The organism is Facklamia sp. 7083-14-GEN3 (assembly GCF_024742075.1).
Taxonomy (GTDB): domain Bacteria; phylum Bacillota; class Bacilli; order Lactobacillales; family Aerococcaceae; genus Facklamia.
The window spans coordinates 582546-603159 of the sequence record NZ_JANSGD010000001.1 but is presented as its reverse complement, the minus strand read 5'-3'; the positions used below and the strand labels follow the sequence as shown (position 1 = coordinate 603159).

The window sequence follows — 20614 nt, the reverse complement described above, 5'->3', positions numbered from 1 at the left end:
TATGATTAATTACACTTCTTCAATTAGCTACGATGACAAAAAGTTTCCGTATGCACGAGTAATATTTTTATCTTTAATTTTTATGATGGCTTCAATTGGGTTGTTTAGAAGTACACCTATATTTCAAAACAATCATAGATTTATTCCTATATTAACTTTTCTAATATTTATATCATTTTCTATTTATAAATATTTCACTAAAAGAAGTTTGTTTCTAAAATTGAAGTTACCTAATTCAGTTTTTGGTTGGTTAGCTTTAATATTTTGGGAATTTTTTTCAATTTTAGTTATCTTTTCACAAATCTCGCATGGGAACAATATCTTCTTGGGAGTTGGATTGCTTTTTATTTTGCCTATATTTATATTTATGGTTATTCCATATATATTAATTTCTGAAAAAGAAGTTGTATATTCCGGCTTTATATCTGGTGCAATCTTATTATCAATATCCTATTTGTTTTATCCTCCGTCAGGTTCTGTGTATTATAGTGGTATATTTGAGAACCCAAACAATTTAGGTATTATAAGCTTTCAAACAGCTTTATGCGGAATTTTCACAATTTACTATTTATTTTATAGCAACAAGAAACAAATAATTCTTAAAATAATTTCCACTTTGTTTCTAAGCTTTTCAATATATTCTCTGGTAATCTCAAGATCAAGATCTAGTCTTTTATCTTTATTAATTGCAGCTTTTATATTTATTTCTTTTCTTATAATAAAAAGGAAAATAAACGGAATTACTTTTATAGGGTTGTTTTTCGGTTCGATGATATTCTATTTCAGTTATCTTCGCGAAATAATAAAATCTCTTATACTTAAAAAGTTTTTAAATCAAATATTGACCAATAGTTTTTTATCAGGTAGAGAGCGAATATGGAAAACAATAATTTCTGACTCTAAATTATTTGGAAATGGATCTGATTATTTTGATGAGAAATTGGGTATAGCTGCTCACAATGGCATTTTACACTTCTGGGGTGCTTATGGATATCTTTCATCAATATTTTTAATATTGTTTACAATATCAATCTCAATAATCTGTATAAAAAAACTTAGTAAAACAAATTTTGATAATGTTTTCTTCAGTTCAGTTTATGCTCTATCATTTTTATCTCTTAACCTAGCTGAAAGTTTAATTACTTTTGTTTCACATAGTCCAACGATTATTTTTTATATAACAGTAGGATTTTTAATGTTTAAAAAGAGGACGGATATATAATGAATATATTTTTTTCAATAATAATTCCGTTATTTAATTCGGAAAAATATATTAAAGAAACTTTAGAGTCAATCATTAACCAGAAATTTCAAAATTTTGAAATAATAGTTGTAGATGATGGTTCTACAGATTCTTCAGCTAAAATTATCAAAGAATTTTATGGAGATAATAATAAAATTAAATATCATTATAAAATAAACGAGGGAGCTTCAATAGCCAGAAACTTTGGTTTAGAAAAAGCATTAGGTAAATATGTTATTTTCTTCGATTCTGATGATATTTTAAATCCTAATTCATTGTCGGTTATTTATAAGTTTATTAAATCTCAAAATAATAATGTAGATTTAATAGTAGGAGATTATGAGTATAATAACTTATTGGGGCAAAGAACTATTAAACAAACTAAATCTATGCTTTCTGCTAAGAAAATATTAACTTTAAAAGAATCAAATGATCCACTTATATTTATTTTTTTAGATCCAGCTCCAAATTTCAAAATAATAAAAAAAGAATTCTTAAGTCTACATAATCTTTATTTTCAAGACTTACGGTTAGGACAAGACTTAAATTTTTATATTAGAATGTTGAGTTATAAGCCAAAGGTATATTTTTTGAATCATATAATAAATACATATAATTTAAGACCTGGAAGCATAAGTACAACCTACAATTCCTCTTTGAAAGATATTATTTTAAGTTTAGAATTAATTAAAAAAGAAAATAATAATTACTTTTCAAAACCAGACTCAAAATTTAATACTTTCGAATTTAATCATGTTTCCAACAAGTTACTTAAATCACTTAAAATAGATAATAGTAAATTAAGGTTTGAGGTATATAGTGAGTTGGCAAATTACTTGTTAAATATTCCAACTAATTTTGATGATCGTTTTTTGAATACAAATACTTATTTAATACGATTGATGTCTAATTTTCCTCGTTTTTTTACTTCTCAGTTATTTTTTAAAATGAGAATATTATTGGTTAAAATTAGAAGTTTTATAAAAATATAAAAAGGAGTCAAATTTGGAAATTAAACAACTTAGAAAAAACACATATGTTTCACTTCTAAATCGTATAATAACTATGGCGAGTGCAATAATTCTGCCAAAATTGATTATAGAATCATATGGATCTGAAACTAACGGACTGATTCAATCGATTACTCAGTTTATGAATATAATAACTCTTTTGGATTTAGGGGTAGGCTCAGTAATACAATCTAAACTATATGAGCCATTATCCTATAAAAATAGTTATGAGTTAGGCAAAATTCTACTGGCTGCAAGAAAGTTTTTTAAGAAAATAGCAATTTTTTTAGTTTTATACGTATTATTCTTATTGGTTATTTATCCATTATATTTTGCGAGAAACTATAATTCTATTGAAGTAGGGCTTCTAATAATGAGTATAGCTTCTGCCCTATTTGGTCAATACTATTTTGGTATAGTAAATGAATTATTACTTAATGCTGATAGAAAATCATATATTCAGAATTCAACAGAAATAATAACAATTATTTTAAATTTAATTATTGGTGTTTTAGTTATAAAACTTGGTTTTAGTGTAGTTGTCTTTAAATTTTCTAGTTCATTAGTCTTTCTATTGAGGCCAATCTTATTAAACTATTATGTAAAGACGCATTATAATATACAAAATAAAGTTGCTCTTTCGGAAGATCCTATTCCCGAGAAGTGGGATGGTATGGCTCAACACATTGCTTATACTATTCAAAATACTATAGATATTGTTGCAATTACTATGTTTTTAAATTTAAATTGGGTTTCTGTTTATTCTATATACAATATGATTATTATGGCAATCAAATCTGTAATTACAATACTAGTTGTAGAATTGAAGTCATTCGTTGGAAAAGCTTATGTTAATGAAAGGCTTAATATATTCAGAAAAAAGATAGAATTTTTTGAGTGGTTTATATATTTAGTGTCTATTTTTCTTTTTTCAATGGTTTGTATATTGTTAATACCTTTTATAAATCTTTACACTCAAAAATTAGACGATATTAATTATATCTACCCATTTTTTGGAATCTTTTTTACTATTACACATAGTTTAGTCGGTATTAAGTCGTTTTATCAATCAGTTATTTTTGCAGCTGGACACTTTAAACAAACAAGAAATAATGCGATACTAGAATCAATAATTAATATAATAATTTCAATTAGCTTCATTAAATTCATAGGTATAGAATCTTTGGTTTTAGGGAGCTTTATTGCATTAAGCTTTAGAATCCTGTACCTTAATTTTTATTTAACTCGAAATATTTTATTTAGACCAATTAAAGTTTTTTTTAAGCAGTTAATTGTTTTATTAGTTTCTTATTCATCAAATTTATTTATCGGAAATATTTTTCTTTCCTTTATAACCATAACTTCTTATAAAAGGTGGATATTTTCCGCTATTTCATTGTCAATGTTTTTAATTATTAATCTAATTATTATTAACAGAATATTTTATTTTAATCATTTAAAACTATTATTAAATCATTTAAAAATAAAAAAAGATTAAATTTTACAGTTATATAACTGAAAGGAGTCAAAAATGAAAATCACAGTCGCAGGTACAGGTTATGTTGGATTATCCATTGCAGTCTTATTAGCTCAGCACCATAAGGTAACTGCTTTAGATATCATTCAAGAGAAAGTTGATTTAATCAACAAACGAAATTCACCTATTGAGGATAAGGAAATTGAACAGTTTTTTGCTAATCAAGAGCTCAGTTTGACAGCTACAACTAATATCGAAGAAGCACACAAAGAAGCAGAAATGGTCATTATTGCCACACCTACTAACTATGATGATGAAAACCACACCTTTGATACAACAGCGGTTGAAGCAGTGATTGAAGATGTTTTAAGAATTAATCCTAAAGCGACTATCGTTATTAAATCAACCATTCCAGTAGGCTACACAGAATCCGTTAAAGAGAAGTATAATGTTGATAATATTATCTTTTCACCTGAGTTTTTAAGAGAAGGTAAAGCCTTATATGACAATTTATATCCTTCACGTATTGTGGTGGGCGATCACAATGAAGCCGCTAGAAAGTTCGCTGACCTGTTGGTTGAAGGCGCACGTAGTGAAGATGTTCCTGTTCTATTTACCAATTCTACAGAAGCTGAAGCCATTAAATTGTTTGCTAACACCTATTTAGCTTTACGAGTGTCGTATTTTAATGAATTAGATACTTATGCTGAGGTTAGAGGCTTAGATGCGGGTCAAATTATTCAAGGGGTAGGGTTAGACCCGCGTATTGGTAACCACTATAATAACCCTTCCTTTGGATACGGCGGATACTGCTTACCAAAAGATACTAAGCAATTATTGGCGAATTATGGCGATATTCCACAAAATATGATGACCGCAGTGGTGGATTCCAACAAAACACGTAAACAGCATATTGCTAATAGTGTCATGAAGAGAAATCCTAAGACCGTTGGTGTTTTCCGCTTAACGATGAAATCTGGATCGGATAACTTCAGACAATCTGCCATCCAAGATATCATTAAACTATTATTGGATGAAGGGATCGAAATTATTGTTTATGAACCAACTTTATCTGAAGATTCAATTATGGGGTGTTCAGTAGTTAAAGACTTAGCTGAATTTAAGCAGAAATCAGATATAATCTTAGCTAATCGTATAGAAAACGATTTAAATGATAGTTTAGATAAAGTATTCACGCGTGATATTTTTAACAATAATTAGTAACTTTTGCATAGTGTTTTCACTATGCTTTTTAGTGTGTAGGTTTTATTTTGAGAGGAGATTATTCATTGAGACAAAAAGTACGTAAGGCAATCATTCCAGCAGCAGGTTACGGGACACGTTTCTTACCAGCCACTAAAGCCATGCCCAAAGAAATGTTACCGATTATTGATAAACCAACTATTCAATATATTGTCGAAGAGGCAGTAGCTGCAGGAATTGAAGATATTATCATAATTACCGGTAAATCAAAAAGAGCCATTGAAGACCATTTCGATAAGAATACTGAATTAGAATTAGACTTAATGAATAAGGGAAAGATTTCTATGTTGGAGTCGGTTCAAAAGGCTTCTAATTTAGCTAATATTTACTTTATTCGTCAAAAAGAGATGAAGGGTCTAGGCGATGCCATATATACGGCTAGAACATTTATTGGCGATGAGCCATTTGCCGTACTCTTAGGAGATGACATAGTGGTATCAGAAGAGGGCGATCAACCAGCCATTAAACAATTGATGGAAGAGTATGATTTAACTGGATCATCAGTGATTGGTGTTCAATCGGTTGCGCAAGATCAAACACATCGTTATGGGATTATTGATCCTTTAGAACAAGACGGCCGCTTATACAAAGTAAAAACTTTTGTCGAAAAGCCAAAACAAGGAACAGCTCCTTCTAACCAAGCCATTATGGGAAGATACGTTTTAACTCCTACAATCTTTGACTTCTTAGCTAAGAAACAAATTGGAGCGGGTGGAGAAATCCAATTAACCGATGCTATTCAAATGTTAAACCAAGTCGAGCCTGTATATGCCTATGATTTTAAAGGGATTCGCTACGATGTAGGGGAGAAGATTGGTTTCATTAAAACAACCATTGACTTCGCCTTACACCGTGAATTTGCGGATGAAATTCGTCAATATATGCGTGAAAAATTAGAAGAAGAATAAGCGTATAAAAGACTAAGCGACTAGCTTAGTCTTTTATTTATAATTAAAGGTATGTTATTTATCAAATAGATGAATGGTATCACTAATTTTTTCTTCTACCAATTTTAAGATTGAAGAATTTCCCTCCTTGGACTTGTAAATAATATAGTCCAGGCATAAAGAATGACTCGGTCTGACTTCTTTTTCTATGAGTTCATACTTTTGTAAATTCGCTGGATAAGTTGCGGTCGTCCAAGTATAGCTTCCCTCAATGGGAGCTATAAAATCAAGTAAGGAAACACGTTGATTAACTTGGATCAGTCGTTTGGATGAGTGCATACTATTTTCTCTTAGATAAGCTTCTGAATAGTCATCAATTTCAAAATCGCCGTGGATAATTTCAGTATATGGTTTAAGCTCTTGAGGATGGATATAATCCTTTTTAGCTAAAAGATGTTTTTTCGATACAAGTACAACTTTAGGAAAAGAGTATATTTCTTTCCAATCAATATACTTTGCCTTTAATTGATTTTCAAAGTGGTTTGTATTTTCAGAATAAAAACGTATAAGACCTATATCTGCATTTCCACTATTTACGTCCTCAATCACTTGCGAATTGGTTGTTTCAGTAAATTTAATCGATAAACTTTGGTTTTTTTTCCATGCGATTGATCATCTTGGCTATGGCGAAGGCGACATAAGAAGACCTTCTAGCTGAGATCGATAGACTTGGAAGGTAATCCGTAGTATGACTTTATTTATTTAGTATCCTGTTATAATTGGCATTCAATTGATCTAAGTCTTCGATGACTTGATGACTTTCTTTGGTTAATTTAACGCCTCGATGAGTACGTTCAAAAATAATTATGCCAATAGATTTTTCAAATTTTTATAAAATTGAACTTAAGTAGGGTTGGGAAACAAAAAGGTTTTGTGACGCTCTACTGATTGAACCAGTGTTAGCAATTTCCAGTATATAATTGTGGTAAAAAAGCTCTTTTAGCAGCTGTGAGTGACGGAGCTATGATAGGTTCTTTTGCATACTTTGTGATGAATAATGTTGTAAAGATCAATATCAATCCTTCCTACGCAGTCGCTTCTTTATCAGCTTTGGTGATTATGATCATTTGTCAAAAATTAAGCAATCAATACGAATGGTTAAAATCTTGGTCACTAACGATTGCCATGTTTGCGGGTGCATTAATCGGTATGTTCTTTGTATAAGTCCATAAGGAGGAAAAATAATGGGAGCTTATGAAAAATTTACGAAAAGTATTACAGACTTTGGTCGACTGACTATGGTTTTAGGGATCATTGCTGTTTATTTCCCCCATTAACCATGACTTTTGTCTTTGGATATACTCCTGGCTTTGCAGCTATTATCGCAGGTGCTATTTCACAAATGTCTGTTTCTGGAGCTTTTTATCTAAGTGAACCTTTAACTTACTTCCCAATTGTTGGTACATCTGGTTTATATTTAACCATATTATCAGGTAATGGAGTAAATATGAAGATTCCCGCAGCCGCTATTTCTTCGGAAGCATCCGGTTATAAATAAGGGACCGATGAGGGAGCTCTAATGGGAACGATTGGTTTATCGGTTTCCATTTACGTAGCACTATTCTTCGTGATATTTGCCACCATTTTAGGTCAAACTGTCATAACGAATTTACCTGCTGACTTGGCTAAATATTTTGAATTGATTATTCCGGGAATTTATGGGGCAATTTTTGGACAATTTATGGTGAAATCCTACAAGACTGGTCTTTTTGCACTATTAATTTCCACTGTCATGATTTATGTGGTGCAATTTATTCCTGGCAGCCCGTCATTTGTTATCACTTTAACATCTATCTTTACTACCATTTTATTCGCTCGTAAAGAATTAGAAAAAGGTCAATTAAACTAATAGGAGGTAGAGGTACATTATGATAACTGAACGTAACTTAGAAATTTTTGAAGAGATGCTAATGATTCATTCGCCATCTAAAGAAGAAAAAGAAATGGCAGATTATGTCATTAACTTTTTGGAAAATTTAGGAGCGGAGATTCATCTTGATGAAAGCCAACATACCTATGGAGGGAACTCTCCGGTCATTTTTGCCAAAATCAAAGGGGATGTAGAAGGCGAAGGTGTATCGCTAAACGCTCACACAGATGTGATTCAACCGAATAAGGATTTAAAAATTATCAAAAAAGATAATATTTGGTCTTCTGATGAGACAACCACATTAGGTGGTGATGATAAGGCTGGTTTAGCCGCCATCTTAACTGCAGTAGAATATATTGTTCATAATAAGATTAGCCACGAGGACATTTACGTGATTGTTACTCCTGGAGAAGAGCAAGGAATGCTAGGTGCTCGTAACATTAATTGGAAAAATGTCTACCAGCATATCAATCCATCCAAGAATCTAATCGTAGCGGATAATGCAGGGAAGGCCAATAAGGTCGCTTATCAAGCACCGACTTGTTATCGTTTCAATATTGAAATTCGTGGTCGCAAGGCTCACGCGGGTATTGAACCAGAAAAAGGCATTAATGCCATTCAAGTGGCGAGTAAAGTAATCAGTGAAATGCCACTTCTACGAATTGATGAAGAAACAACAGCGAATGTCTCTCAAGTCACTTCGGACTTTCCGAATAATGTCGTACCGGACAAGTGTGTCTTCACTGGCGAGATTCGCTCTCATAAAAAAGAAAAAGTAGATCAATTATTAGAACAATACGAGTCCATCGTAAAAAAATATACAGAAGATTATACAATTGAGACACGTTGTGACTATCCAGCGCTTTCCAGTCAAGATGACCTTCAATTTGTTAAAGATATTGTAGCGGCCTATGAAACAGTGGGTGTCAAAGCAGAGCCTCAAATTATTGGTGGCGGATCAGATGCTAACTTCTTCGCGGAAGAAGGCTTTAATTCAGCGATTATCGGTGTCGGCATGGAATTAGTCCATACCACAGAAGAATATTTGGATACCAATGAAATGATCCTAACGACCAAAGCTTTAATTAATTACTTAAGTAAGGATTAGTAGGTGTTTAGATGGCAAAAGAATTATTTGATAAAATTGCAAATTATGAACAAAAGATAATTGAATGGAGACGTGACCTTCATCAGATTCCCGAATTAGGCTTGGACTTACCAAAGACAGTGAATTATGTTCGTCAAAAACTCCAAGCCATGGATTTAAAAGTGCAAGATCACTATGTCAATGGCAATGGTTTAGCAGTGGTTATTGAAGGGACAAAAGATGGTCGTTCGACTGACCGCGTCATGGGACTTCGAGCAGATATGGATGGCTTACCGATTAAAGAAGAAACCGGTCTACATTTCGCGTCAAAAAATGGGAATATGCATGCCTGTGGGCATGACGGGCATACTGCGACGCTTCTAGCCGTTGCTGATTTTCTATCCAATCATCGCCATTTATTTGGAGGAAAGGTTAAATTAATCTTTCAACCAGGTGAAGAATACCCAGGGGGTGCAGAGCCAATGATTAAAGAAGGCGTTCTTAAAAGCCCAGATGTGACGCGTGTCCTTGGTTTTCATATCGGCCATTTAGACAAGTCGATTAAAGAGGGGAAAATCTCATACCGAGTCGGTCCAATGATGGCTTCTATGGATCGGTTTCAGATTACGATTAAAGGCTTTGGCTTCCATGCCGGTTATCCAGAATCTTCCAAAGGCCCGATTACAGTGGCTGCTGAATTGATTACGGCTTTTCAAACCATTAAGAGTCGAAATATTAAAGCCAGTGACCCGGTAGTCGTTTCTGTGACACATATTGAGGGAGGATTTAATCAAAATATTATACCAGATCAAGTCTTTATTGAAGGGACTGTTCGCACCTTAAACGATGATTTAAGAGCCTTCATTCATCAACGTATGGAAAGGATTACCAAAGGTTTAGAAGTCGCTTATGATGTAAAAATAGACCTGTCTTATGACTATAAATATCCTGTCTTAGTTAATGATGAAGCCTTTACGTTAGATACAGTGAAAGCTTTGCAAGATGAATTAGGGATAGACCTGATCGTTCCATCAGAAGAAGCCTTAATGGGAGCGGAAGACTTTGCCTACTATGGTCAAGAAGTCCCGTCAACTTTCTTGTTTTTAGCCAATCCCAGAGAGATTGAAGGACAGTTCCATGGCCATCATTCTTCTAAATTCGATATTGATGAAAGTAAATTAATTATAGCTTTTAAAGCCTTTATCTTAGCGACTTTAGATTACTTAAAATAAAACTTTTTATGCTGGTGTGAATTCACCAGCATTTTTTACGAACAATTAAGATATTATGAGGACTTTCTCATAATAAATATTGTATCCTGCTATAATTCTGCTATTATTAAGACTATCGTTCTAATTATCTTCATAATTATAATTAGAATAAGTTGCTATAATAGTAGGAGTGGATGTATATGACAGAAATATTAAACCAAATGGTCAATATGATATGGAGTTTGCCTTTAATTTTGATTATTTTATTGACGGGCTTTTATTATTCCGTAATCATGGGCTTTCCCCAAATAAGGCTTTTTAAAGAGACTTTGCGTTTAATGAAGGAAAGAGGGGAGTCTGAACTTGGCCTATCTCCTTTTCAGTCCTTTATTTTTACAGCTGCTCGTACAGTAGGGGTGGGTAATATCGCCGGTATGGCAGCCGGTATTTATTTTGGCGGACCAGGAGCTATTTTTTGGCTATGGGTGCTGGCTTTATTTGGATCAAGCATTGCTATTCTTGAAGGCACCTTAGCTCAAACTTATAAAGAAGTCATCAACAATGAATACAAATCAGGGCCTTCGCACTATATGGCTCAAGCCTTTAGAAATCAAAAAGTAGGTAGAGTATTTGCTCTAGTATATGCGGTCATTACCACCATCTCCTTGAGTCTCTTAATGCCAGGTGTTCAATCTTTTTATATTGTTCAAGGTCTTCACAATGCCTTGAATATTCCAAGTCTCTTTCTAGCTTTAGCCTTGACTTTAATCCTAGGACTGGTCATTTTTGGGGGGCTTAAACGAATTGGTCGCACTAGTCAAAGGATCTCACCGATTGCTGGTTTATTATATGTAATAATATCTTTAATCGTGATTGTAGTAAAAATCGATCAATTACCTGCCACTCTTGTTTTAATTTTTCAATCCGCTTTAGGTAGGGATGCCGTCTTTGGAGCCATGATTGGGTCTGCTCTTCAATGGGGCATGCGCCGAGGGGCTTTTGCTAATGAGATAGGAATGGGGACTTCAGCTATAACATCCGCTACTTCCAAAGTTAACCATCCCGCTCAACAAGGGTTATTAGGAGGACTGAGTGTGTATATCGGCACCCTTTTTATCTGTACAACCACGACATTTATGATTTTAATGACCGGGTCTTACAATGTAGTGAATAGCCAAAAAGAAATAGTTTTTGAAGGGGTAAAAGGTATGAAATATGGCACTGCCTTTGTAGCCAATGCCATTCAATCCGTGATTCCCATTCCAAATTTTGGTAATTTGTTTATTGCTTTTGCGATCTTAATCTTTGCCTTTGTTGCTTTAACGGCATTTTATCTTTATGCTGAGAGTAGTTTAGCTTATTTAATCGGCGATAAACCGCTGGCTTTTATTCTTTTAAAGCTAGTTTTTCTCGCTACTGTTTTTGCTGGCACTTTAGTGGTTTCTGATACCATTTGGACTTTGGCGGATATTGGTAATGGCTTGATGGTTTGGATCAATGTGGTCGCTTTAATATTTATTGGCCGTCAAGGAGCGTCTATTCTAAAAGACTATACCAATCAACAAGCCAAGGGCATTCAAGACCCTCACTTTGATCCCTCAAGTATTGGTATTGATCACGGGGCAGAGTTTTGGAGAAGGTAATTATTAGAAGGATTATTTATTAGTTTTATTAATAATAAAAATCTGTCGTTAATCTAACATTTTCAATTGAAGTCTTACTAATATTATTATTTTAAAGCTATTTTTCAGAAAATGACATGTGAAATTATCCATTTTCATTTTTAAATTATCTATTAGAACAGAAAAGATAATTATATTTATTGAAATTTTAAAAGATAAAAAACGTTATAAAAGTATTGCAAAAATCTAAAAAATGAATATAATTCAAATTGTTGATCAACATTTAACAAAAGACACTTGAAAGGGGGAGCCTGTCACCGAAAGCTTGGAGTTATAGATTATTTTTCATCACTTAATTCACTCATTCAGCTTGGTCTTGAAGCCGTATTGACTATAAGATTTTCTATTAAGAATATGATTGGCTATGAAGAGTCAATAAACTCATTGAAGTTGAATCAATCAGGAGGATTCAGATGCTCGAAATAAGAAATACGAAGGGCAAAAAAGTCTGTGAACTTGATTTAAAGCAGAAGATCGTTGTCATTGTTAGTAAAGGAATTGAAACCAAGATTCAATTTCGAACGTCCGATAGTGTAAACATTCAAGAAGTACAGGTAACTCATAAAAAGAATAAGTTAAAAAGTTAAAAGAACTGCTAGACGGGCATGATTGTAAGGATACTCCTTAGCTATCTGCCCGTCTTTTTTATGTCAAAATTTAAGGAGGTAAACTTATGAAAAAAACACAAGAAGAATTAACCAATGTTATTATTCTATTTGATCCGCTCATCCACCATTGTCTCCACCACTATCAATTATCTGTTTATGATATTGACTACCAAGACCATCTGCAGGAGATGCGGTTAGAGTTATTAAGACTTTATCAAAACTTTCAAGGCGATCCCTTAAATTGTCAAGACGATCGCTACCAATTTGTCGCATATGCTGGTAAGGGTTTGCGTTGGTTCTTACTCAATCGCTTCCGTCAGTCAGCCCATCAAGTAACACCCACCGATCCTCTTACTTTATCAGACCTAATTGAAGAAGCAGGAGAGGCAGAAACTCAAGAGGCTCAATACCTGCTAGAACAGTCGGCTAAAGAGCATTTAACCAGACGCGAATTAAAGATATTTAACTTGATCTTAAAGGGAAAATGGCTCAACTGGGAAATTTGTCAGCTCTGTCAGATTTCAGAGCGGACTTTACGCTATGATAAAAAGCGAATTGCCAACAAGTTGAGACATCTTTTTGACCCTGTATCAAAAGATTTTCTCTTTTTCTTGCCGGTTTTAGTCATCAAAATGTGTGTATAAGGTGTAAGAGCGTGCGGCTTACAAAAATACTTAGGAGGAATAAAAATGGAGAGTAAAGAATACAAATCAGGACGTTTATCGCTTAAAGGCATGAATCCAACTACCGAAAAGACTTTTATGGTCTCTATTCAAGGCTTGATTGAGGGGGTTACTCCCAATCAAGTGCAATTAGTTAAGGATCAAATTGATCAATTAACTATTAATCCAACCGATACAACTCAAGCGGTTTATGCTTATAACTTCGTTTAATAATTGAAAGGGGAAATTAAGATGAAAGATAGTATGGTATTGGAATTAATTTTCTTAGATGCCGCGGGGAAAACGCGTAAGATTACAATCAATCAGCCCACAGAAACCATTAACAAAGAAACAGCCGAAGCTGTGATGCAGACTTTGGTAGATTGTGATTTATTTAAGGATGAAAAGGGTTTAGATATGTATGCAACTCCGGTTGCCGCACGCTATGTCGAGCGTAACGTTACCGATGTTTATGCCTATGAAGAAGCTTAATTAAAAATTTTATAGGAGCTGAGTGTTCGCTCAGCTCTTTATTGCTGAAAGGAGGTTCCAAATGCATTTAATTGATATAGGTTCTTATGCTGGAGCGATTATTGCCGTGATTACTTTGATTTCTAAGCTGATTGGCTTGATTACAGCCTTGCATAATCTGATTGAACGCATTGATTGGATGCAGGCCAAACTAGAAGCATTTAACAAAGAGTTACTAACCATCAAACAAAAGGTGGATTGGCACGATCATTATATGTGGCAGGTTGAGCGTTGTCAGTCACTATAAAATCAAATAGAAAGGATGATTGCATGCTATCGAATCGTTTTTATGATTTAGGAAAATGGCTGGTTCTTATTTTTCTGCCAGCCTTAGCAGTCTTCGTACAGGGAATGGCAGATTTATACCACATGAATCAAGGAAGCCAATGGGTGGGACTGATAAATTTACTAACCATCTTTTTAGGCTCTATCTTACAAATATCTTCCTATCACTATCATCATAATGATAACTCGCCTAAAGGATGGGGGACCTTGCTGGGATGAAAGATACTTGGATGATTAAAAGATTGGCTAGCTTAGCACCGCTTTTCCAGAAATATCAAAGTCCCATATCCGTTGCGACGCGGATGGCGCAATTTGTTATAGAATCCAATGGCGGCAGGTCTCCGCTTTATCTCAAATCCAATAATGGCTTTGGTATTAAGGCGTCTTTTCCTTGGAAAGGTAAGGTGGTAGAACATCCCTCACTCGAAGCAAATGGACAGATGATTGTCTCCCAATTTCGCGCTTATAAAAGTCTTGAAGAAGGAATTGAAGACCATGCCAATTTCTTCACTTCAACTAATTACCGCAAGAATGTTGCTTATAAGTCCGCTATAGACGCCAAGGATTCTTTTGAAGAAGCTAGGTCTCTAGCAGGGATTTACGCCAGTGATCCACTCTACGGTGAAAAGTTAATACAAATAATCAAAGCTTATGACCTTACGTCGTATAATTTACCAGCCAATGAAGATCATGGCGAAAGTGACCAATTGAATGAATCAGTTATTATTGACCGTCGATTAGAAGCTTTAGGAGGACAGTCTGATGATCGGTCATTAGATGCTATAACGACTATTGTTTGGCACTATACGGGTGTTAAAAGGGATTTGAATCGTCATATCACAAATCACGAGTCCTTTTGGCAAAAACAACGTGCATGGGATCGAGGAGGCTATCATTTTTATATTGATAGTCAAGCGCGTATTTACCAAAATTATGACTTAGAACGCATTACTTGGGGAGTAGCGAATTGTAATCATTTCTGTGTCCATCTATCTGTTGAAGCCAATGCCAAAGAAGACTATTCTCCGCAACAAATCAAAGCTAGAGACTGGCTAACTCGTAAATTAATGAAAGACTTAAATCTACCAGCTTCCGCTGTCAAAGGACATTGGGAGGTTAATAATAACAGTCTGTGTCCTGGATATACTCGTTCTGAAATGAATCAATTTCGTCGGCAATTAGCTTTACCAATTGAAGAAGATAGGCAACAAATTAAAGCTATTTTTGAATTAGCAGGTAGAAGATATCAAATTATTCAATTAACGGAATAACTTGTTGAATCTCTTTTATATTTACCTCTCCATCTTAAGACGGATACTATCCTTAATGTTTATGTTATGATAAACAGAAGGTAAACTTTAGAAGAGGTGAATAGATGAAACATGCAGTTAAAAGATTTTTTAATTATTTCTTTTTGATTCTGGGAGTTCTATTTTTCTTAGGCTGGATAACTTGGTACGGATTTAATCATTATGTCGAATCGATCCCTAATCAAATAACAGATCAAGAATTAGTACTAATCAAAAACCGTTTGGAGGATGCTAAGGAATTAACTACTATGAAATACCACTATACTAATATGGGCCATTTTGAAAAGCAAAAAGCAATTAAGAATTGGAAAATTCCTTTTACTGAATCAAAGTTTATGCTGACTTATTCAGGCGTGATACATACAGGTGTAGATTTAGAAAAACTTGAGTTCAGTTCTGATGGAGAACAGTTAGTAGTTGAAGTTCCTCAAGCTAAAATTTTAGCGCATGAAGTAAATGAGGATTCTGTTGATATTCTTGATGAAGACGGTTCAATTTTTAATCCAATCAAAGTTGATGATGTTGTGGCACTTCAAGGAGACTTGAAAAAAGAAATGGAAAATGAAGCATTAGCTAATGGATTACTAACAGAAACACAAAACTATTCGCAAAACCAAATAAAAGATTTAATAACTGATATGCTACAAGCTGTTAATCCTGAAATTCAACTAACCATTGAAACAGCAAGCTAAATCAATAGGGTCTCCTAGAGAGGCCCTTTTATTTGTTTTTATCCATGATGTAAAGCGGATTCAAATCCGTTATAATAGAGGCTGAGAAAAAGATAATTGAGGTGCATTATGAAAGTAGCAATTATTGGAGCGGGTGTCGCTGGAGCGGCCGCTGTTAAAACAATCGTTGAAGAAAATCAGCAAGGTCTGATAAGTCATGTGGATGTATTTGAAGAACGCAACCAATTGGGCGTGGGGTCTCCTTATGAGCCTGATTCTAAACAGTTATTAATGAACTCTTATGTTGGAGATTTAGGCTTTGAATGGCAAGATTCAGATCATTATTTACGGTGGTTACAAGACCATTATCCAGAATATGCTGAAAGAGACATTTTCTCACCGAGACCAATTTTCGGTGAGTATATTCAAGATTATTTTAGGCCATACTTTGAAAATGAAATCATTCATGTGGTGAATCAACGCATCCACCAGCTAAAAATCAAATCAAAACAAAGCTATTATTTGTTTGATGAAAACGGAAAGCAATACGGCCCTTATGATTCGGTCATAATGACAGTCGGACATCCACCTTATGCCGATCATTACAATCTATTGGGGAATGAAAACTATATTCATCATCCTTACCCAGTAGAACAAGTTTTATCTGATTTAGATTATCAAAAAAATATTGGTATTATAGGTTCAGGCTTGACTGGTATTGATATTATGCGCTATCTACAAGACCACTATCCGATTACCATTGATCATCCCGTAACTTTTTATATTTTAGACCAACCTTTTTCTACCCCTAAGTTTGAACGTTACGCTGAAGATTTAATCTTCAATTTAAATGCTGAGTGGATTGATAAGCAATTGGCGCAATCTGACAATCAAACGATTCCTTTAGAAACCATCTTCCATCAATTTGAAGCGGATATGGAGGCTAATGGGGTGAATTGGAAAGCTTTAGTCGAAAGATACAGTCAAGGGTCAATTGGAGAAGGCTTAATGGCTATTCACCAACAAAACCGTCGTTTAAGTATCTTGCAATTATATGGTCGTAAGTTAACAGCCTTTTTACCGGCATTAAATATGGCTTTATCATCACATGACCGTATCCGTTTCTTTAAAGATTTTATGGGACTTTTTGAACATTTTAGAAGCCAAACACCGGCTGAAAGTATTGAATTTATCTTGCAAGGTCTAAGAGATGGCCGTATCCGCATTGTTTCAGGAATGAAAGATGTCGAAGTCAATGATCAAGGCTTTACTGTTGTCACTCAAAAGGGACTGCGCTATCAGACGGGCTATTTAGTTAATGCCACTGGCTTTGACCAAAATTTAGATAGAGCGGCTCCGCATGATCCTTTAATTAATCAAATGTATCAAGAAGGAGTGATTCAAGCTAATCCATTAGGTGGGATTTTAGTGGATTGGCCACATACACAAGTTCTTAGTCAAAAATACGGCTTACTAGACCATCTATATCTCACAGGACATTGGATCTTTTCTACTCAATTTGGTAATAATAATACCAAGCTTACTTACAAGCAAGCAGAAGCTTGTGTCAAACACCTACTAGATTCTGCTAAGCAAGTTTAGTTTTAAGTTAAAGAGAACTTTTGTATAATAGAATTAAAATAATGAAAGATAGGGTGGCGTCATGAAAATAACAGTTGCAGGAATGGGTTATGTTGGACTTTCCAATGCCATACTTTTAGCTCAAGAAAACGAAGTTAAAGCTATGGAAATCGTTAAAGCAAGGGTCGATTTAATTAATCAAAGAATCGCACCGATTGTGGATGCTGAAATTGAAGACTATTTAGCCAATCATTCCTTAAATTTGGAAGCTACCGATGATCCTAACTATGCATATAGTGGAGCAGAATTAGTGATTATTGCAACTCCAACTAATTACGATGACGCTAACAATCACTTTGATACTTCAGCTGTAGAAGAAGCACTCGACAAGGTGAAGGAATATGCTCCTCAAGCTGTGGTAGTCATCAAATCAACCATTCCTGTAGGTTATACCGAGGAAATGCGTCAAAAATATGGTATGGATATTGTCTTTTCACCAGAGTTTTTAAGAGAAGGTAAGGCACTTTTCGATAACTTACATCCATCACGCATTATTGTCGGCAATGAATCCGCTCAAAGTGAGAAAGTGGCTGAATTGTTTGCCGAGTCTAGCCTGGATAAAGAAGTTCCTATCTTAACCATGCCTTCTACAGAAGCAGAAGCGGTTAAACTTTTTTCCAATACTTATTTAGCTTTAAGAATTTCTTATTTTAATGAGCTGGATACCTATGCTGAAGTACGTGGTTTAAACAGTCAACATATTATTGAAGGTGTGGGACTTGACCCAAGAATTGGCGACCACTACAACAATCCGTCATTTGGTTATGGTGGCTACTGTCTACCTAAGGATACCAAGCAATTACTGGCTAATTACCAAGACGTTCCAAATAACTTAATCCAAGCGATAGTGGATTCCAATGCAACTCGTAAAGAACACATTTCTTCACAAGTTTTAAAACAAGATGTGCAAGTAGTCGGTATTTACCGCTTGACCATGAAGTCCAATTCCGATAATTTCCGTCAATCTGCCATTCTGGATATTATTAAACATCTTCGAGCAGAGAGGAAAGACATTATTATTTTTGAACCGACTCTCAACGAAAAGCAGTTTGATGGCGAAGAAGTCCTAGACGACTTTGAAACATTTTCTCAAAAAGCTGATATTATTTTAGCCAATCGTTATGCTGAAGAATTAGAAGCTGTTAAAGAAAAGGTCTATAGTAGAGATGTCTTCAATAATAATTAAGACCAAATAAAAAAACTTCCGTTTAAGATAAACGGAAGTTTTTTTTATTGGTTATGTTGATGTTTGAAAGCATCTAATTGATTGAGCGCTTTTCTTAATTCAATCTCAGCTGAATGATAGGCGCGAATATCTTGATTGATTTCTGCTTGTTTCAACTTATCTTCAGCTAAAGATAATTCCATTTTAGTCTTAGCGTCATCAATGTCTAAGGCTCGAACCGCCATATTGGCAATAATATTGAGCTCATTGTCACGAATCTCTAATAAGCCACCGTTAATGGCAATATAGTCATCGGGTTTGCCTTCTACCAGTGGGGCAACGACTACAGTCGAGATATCTAAGACCGTCATCATAGCGATATGATTAGGTAAAATAGTCATTCCACCGTCAATCGTCTGCACATGACATTTACGGGCCCGCTTGGTATAAACCACACCATTGGGAGAGATAATTTGAACTTGTAGATTCTTAAGCGTTTGAGTCATCCAAATCCACTCCCATTTTTTTAGCCTTCTCAATGGCTTGATCGATATTTCCTACGTTACGGAAGGCCTCTTCAGGCAGATTATCATAATCGCCATTTAAAATACCCTCAAAACCGTCAATCGTTTCTTGAACGGTTACATATGAACCTGGTATTCCTGTAAAGGCTTCAGCTACGTGGAAGTTTTGCGATAAGAAGAGCTGAATGCGTCTTGCTCTTTTAACTGTTAGTTTTTCATCTTCACTTAATTCATCCACACCTAAGATGGCAATGATATCTTTAAGATCTTGATAGCCTTGTAAAGTTTGTTGAACACTACGTGCTACCCGGTAGTGTCTTTCGCCCACTATTTCTTCAGATAGGGCTGAAGAAGAAGAAGCTAATGGATCGACTGCTGGGTAAATACCTTGCTCAGTTAACTTACGCTCCAAGTTAGTAGTCGCATCTAAGTGAGAGAAGGTGGTCGCTGGGGCCGGGTCAGTGTAGTCATCGGCCGGTACATAGACCGCTTGAATGGAAGTAATAGATCCTGCTTTGGTGGAAGTAATCCGTTCTTGCATGGCTCCCATTTCAGAAGCTAGGGTAGGCTGATAACCTACGGCGGAAGGCATTCTTCCTAGCAAGGCAGATACTTCTGAACCCGCTTGAGTAAAGCGGTAAATATTATCAATAAAGAGTAATACATCTTGATGTTTCACATCGCGGAAATACTCAGCCATGGTTAGACCAGATAAGGCTACTCGCATTCTGGCTCCAGGTGGTTCATTCATTTGACCGAAGACCATGGCCGTATTTTTAGAAACGCCAGAGTCGCGCATTTCATGGACTAAGTCATTTCCTTCACGTGTTCTTTCTCCAACACCAGTGAAAACAGAAAGGCCACCATGTTCTTGGGTAATATTGTGAATTAGTTCTTGAATTAAAACGGTTTTACCCACACCGGCGCCTCCAAAGAGACCAATTTTCCCCCCCTTGAGGTAGGGTGCTAATAAGTCAATAACCTTGATTCCTGTTTCTAAGATTTCAAAGTTTGAAGCTAGATCGCTATATTCTGGGGCATCCGCGTGAATAGAATGTTTCACTACGTCAGGGAAGAGTTCTGGACCATTATCGACCGTATCTCCAAGAACATTAAATACGCGACCCAAAGTAGCTTCACCAACTGGAACTTTAATTGGCTCACCTAAATCGACCACTGCCATACCACGAGATAAGCCTTCGGTTGCTTCCATAGCAATCGTACGCACTGTGTCATGCCCAATATCGATAGCGACTTCGAGTACCACTTTTCGGTGTTCGAGAATCGTTTTTAAGTCGGTAGTTTCATTCACTTCCTCAAGGTCGGTTACAACCAGGGCATGATGAATTTCTGGTGTTCCGTATTCTAAAGGAAAGGAAACATCCACGACCGGTCCGATTACTTGTTTAATATGTCCGATTCGCATA

The 20614-nt window shown here is 35.0% G+C and carries 22 protein-coding genes and 1 pseudogene; 20 read left to right on the top strand and 3 right to left on the bottom strand.

Annotation, left to right across the window (positions count from 1 at the left end; genetic code table 11):
* Position 1: 1 nt before the first annotated feature.
* From NW240_RS02860 to galU, 5 genes are all read left to right on the top strand, one after another.
* Positions 2–1222 (top strand): hypothetical protein, encoded by a 1221-nt coding sequence (locus NW240_RS02860; RefSeq protein ID WP_258435944.1) that lies wholly within the window; start codon positions 2–4, stop codon positions 1220–1222.
* Positions 1222–2235: a glycosyltransferase family 2 protein gene (locus NW240_RS02855; protein ID WP_258435943.1), complete on the top strand. Its 1014-nt coding sequence runs from the start codon at positions 1222–1224 to the stop codon at positions 2233–2235. Before NW240_RS02860 ends, NW240_RS02855 begins: the two co-directional genes overlap by 1 nt.
* A 13-nt stretch (positions 2236–2248) precedes the next feature.
* On the top strand, positions 2249–3751 hold the full coding sequence (locus NW240_RS02850; protein WP_258435942.1) for a hypothetical protein: 1503 nt from the start codon (positions 2249–2251) through the stop codon (positions 3749–3751).
* A 33-nt stretch (positions 3752–3784) separates the two neighbouring features.
* Positions 3785–4951 carry a nucleotide sugar dehydrogenase gene (locus NW240_RS02845; RefSeq protein ID WP_258435941.1) on the top strand — a complete coding sequence of 389 codons (1167 nt, stop codon included), beginning with the start codon at positions 3785–3787 and terminating at the stop codon, positions 4949–4951.
* A 68-nt stretch (positions 4952–5019) separates the two neighbouring features.
* Entirely contained in the window at positions 5020–5901 is an 882-nt protein-coding gene (galU, locus tag NW240_RS02840; RefSeq protein ID WP_258435940.1) for a UTP--glucose-1-phosphate uridylyltransferase GalU, read from the top strand.
* Between the two features lie 54 nt (positions 5902–5955).
* Here galU and NW240_RS02835 read toward each other — a convergent pair whose 3' ends face one another.
* On the bottom strand, positions 5956–6489 hold the full coding sequence (locus tag NW240_RS02835; RefSeq protein ID WP_258435939.1) for a hypothetical protein: 534 nt from the start codon (positions 6487–6489) through the stop codon (positions 5956–5958).
* A gap of 387 nt (positions 6490–6876) precedes the next feature.
* Here NW240_RS02835 and NW240_RS02830 point away from each other — a divergent pair.
* From NW240_RS02830 to NW240_RS02760, 15 genes and pseudogenes are all read left to right on the top strand, one after another.
* Positions 6877–7104 (top strand): annotated as a pseudogene (locus NW240_RS02830) (DUF5058 family protein); the annotation flags it as partial.
* A gap of 115 nt (positions 7105–7219) precedes the next feature.
* Positions 7220–7438 carry a hypothetical protein gene (locus NW240_RS02825; protein ID WP_258435938.1) on the top strand — a complete coding sequence of 73 codons (219 nt, stop codon included), beginning with the start codon at positions 7220–7222 and terminating at the stop codon, positions 7436–7438.
* Positions 7439–7459: 21 nt separating this feature from the next.
* On the top strand, positions 7460–7789 hold the full coding sequence (locus tag NW240_RS02820) for a hypothetical protein (RefSeq protein WP_258435937.1): 330 nt from the start codon (positions 7460–7462) through the stop codon (positions 7787–7789).
* A gap of 19 nt (positions 7790–7808) precedes the next feature.
* Complete coding sequence (locus NW240_RS02815) at positions 7809–8918, top strand: M20/M25/M40 family metallo-hydrolase (RefSeq protein ID WP_258435936.1); 1110 nt, start codon at positions 7809–7811, stop codon at positions 8916–8918.
* 11 nt (positions 8919–8929) lie between these two features.
* Positions 8930–10129 carry a M20 family metallopeptidase gene (locus tag NW240_RS02810; RefSeq protein WP_258435935.1) on the top strand — a complete coding sequence of 400 codons (1200 nt, stop codon included), beginning with the start codon at positions 8930–8932 and terminating at the stop codon, positions 10127–10129.
* A 179-nt stretch (positions 10130–10308) separates the two neighbouring features.
* Complete coding sequence (locus NW240_RS02805) at positions 10309–11751, top strand: sodium:alanine symporter family protein (RefSeq protein ID WP_258435934.1); 1443 nt, start codon at positions 10309–10311, stop codon at positions 11749–11751.
* Positions 11752–12463: 712 nt separating this feature from the next.
* A complete protein-coding gene (locus NW240_RS02800; RefSeq protein ID WP_258435933.1) occupies positions 12464–13042 on the top strand; it encodes a LuxR C-terminal-related transcriptional regulator in 579 nt (192 codons plus the stop codon).
* Between the two features lie 45 nt (positions 13043–13087).
* Positions 13088–13291, top strand: a complete 204-nt coding sequence (locus NW240_RS02795) for a hypothetical protein (RefSeq protein WP_258435932.1) — start codon at positions 13088–13090, stop codon at positions 13289–13291.
* Positions 13292–13312: 21 nt separating this feature from the next.
* The gene (locus NW240_RS02790) at positions 13313–13552 is read left to right on the top strand and encodes a DUF2922 domain-containing protein (protein WP_258435931.1); all 240 of its coding nucleotides are present in this window, start codon (positions 13313–13315) and stop codon (positions 13550–13552) included.
* Positions 13553–13613: 61 nt separating this feature from the next.
* A complete protein-coding gene (locus NW240_RS02785; RefSeq protein ID WP_258435930.1) occupies positions 13614–13838 on the top strand; it encodes a hypothetical protein in 225 nt (74 codons plus the stop codon).
* Positions 13839–13861: 23 nt separating this feature from the next.
* Positions 13862–14095 carry a phage holin gene (locus NW240_RS02780; protein ID WP_258435929.1) on the top strand — a complete coding sequence of 78 codons (234 nt, stop codon included), beginning with the start codon at positions 13862–13864 and terminating at the stop codon, positions 14093–14095.
* Positions 14092–15147 carry a glucosaminidase domain-containing protein gene (locus tag NW240_RS02775; RefSeq protein WP_258435928.1) on the top strand — a complete coding sequence of 352 codons (1056 nt, stop codon included), beginning with the start codon at positions 14092–14094 and terminating at the stop codon, positions 15145–15147. The genes NW240_RS02780 and NW240_RS02775 overlap by 4 nt, the downstream gene beginning before the upstream one ends.
* Before the next feature lie 104 nt (positions 15148–15251).
* On the top strand, positions 15252–15878 hold the full coding sequence (locus NW240_RS02770; RefSeq protein WP_258435927.1) for a DUF4230 domain-containing protein: 627 nt from the start codon (positions 15252–15254) through the stop codon (positions 15876–15878).
* Between the two features lie 108 nt (positions 15879–15986).
* Complete coding sequence (locus NW240_RS02765; RefSeq protein ID WP_258435926.1) at positions 15987–17459, top strand: FAD/NAD(P)-binding protein; 1473 nt, start codon at positions 15987–15989, stop codon at positions 17457–17459.
* Positions 17460–17520: 61 nt separating this feature from the next.
* Positions 17521–18684, top strand: a complete 1164-nt coding sequence (locus tag NW240_RS02760; RefSeq protein WP_258435925.1) for a nucleotide sugar dehydrogenase — start codon at positions 17521–17523, stop codon at positions 18682–18684.
* Between the two features lie 44 nt (positions 18685–18728).
* Here the strand turns inward: NW240_RS02760 and atpC are convergent, their stop codons facing one another.
* Together atpC and atpD are read right to left on the bottom strand one after the other, a co-directional pair.
* Positions 18729–19169: an ATP synthase F1 subunit epsilon gene (gene atpC / locus NW240_RS02755; protein ID WP_258435924.1), complete on the bottom strand. Its 441-nt coding sequence runs from the start codon at positions 19167–19169 to the stop codon at positions 18729–18731.
* On the bottom strand, positions 19153–20613 hold the full coding sequence (gene atpD, locus NW240_RS02750) for a F0F1 ATP synthase subunit beta (protein ID WP_258435923.1): 1461 nt from the start codon (positions 20611–20613) through the stop codon (positions 19153–19155). The genes atpC and atpD overlap by 17 nt, the downstream gene beginning before the upstream one ends.
* Position 20614: the final 1 nt, after the last annotated feature.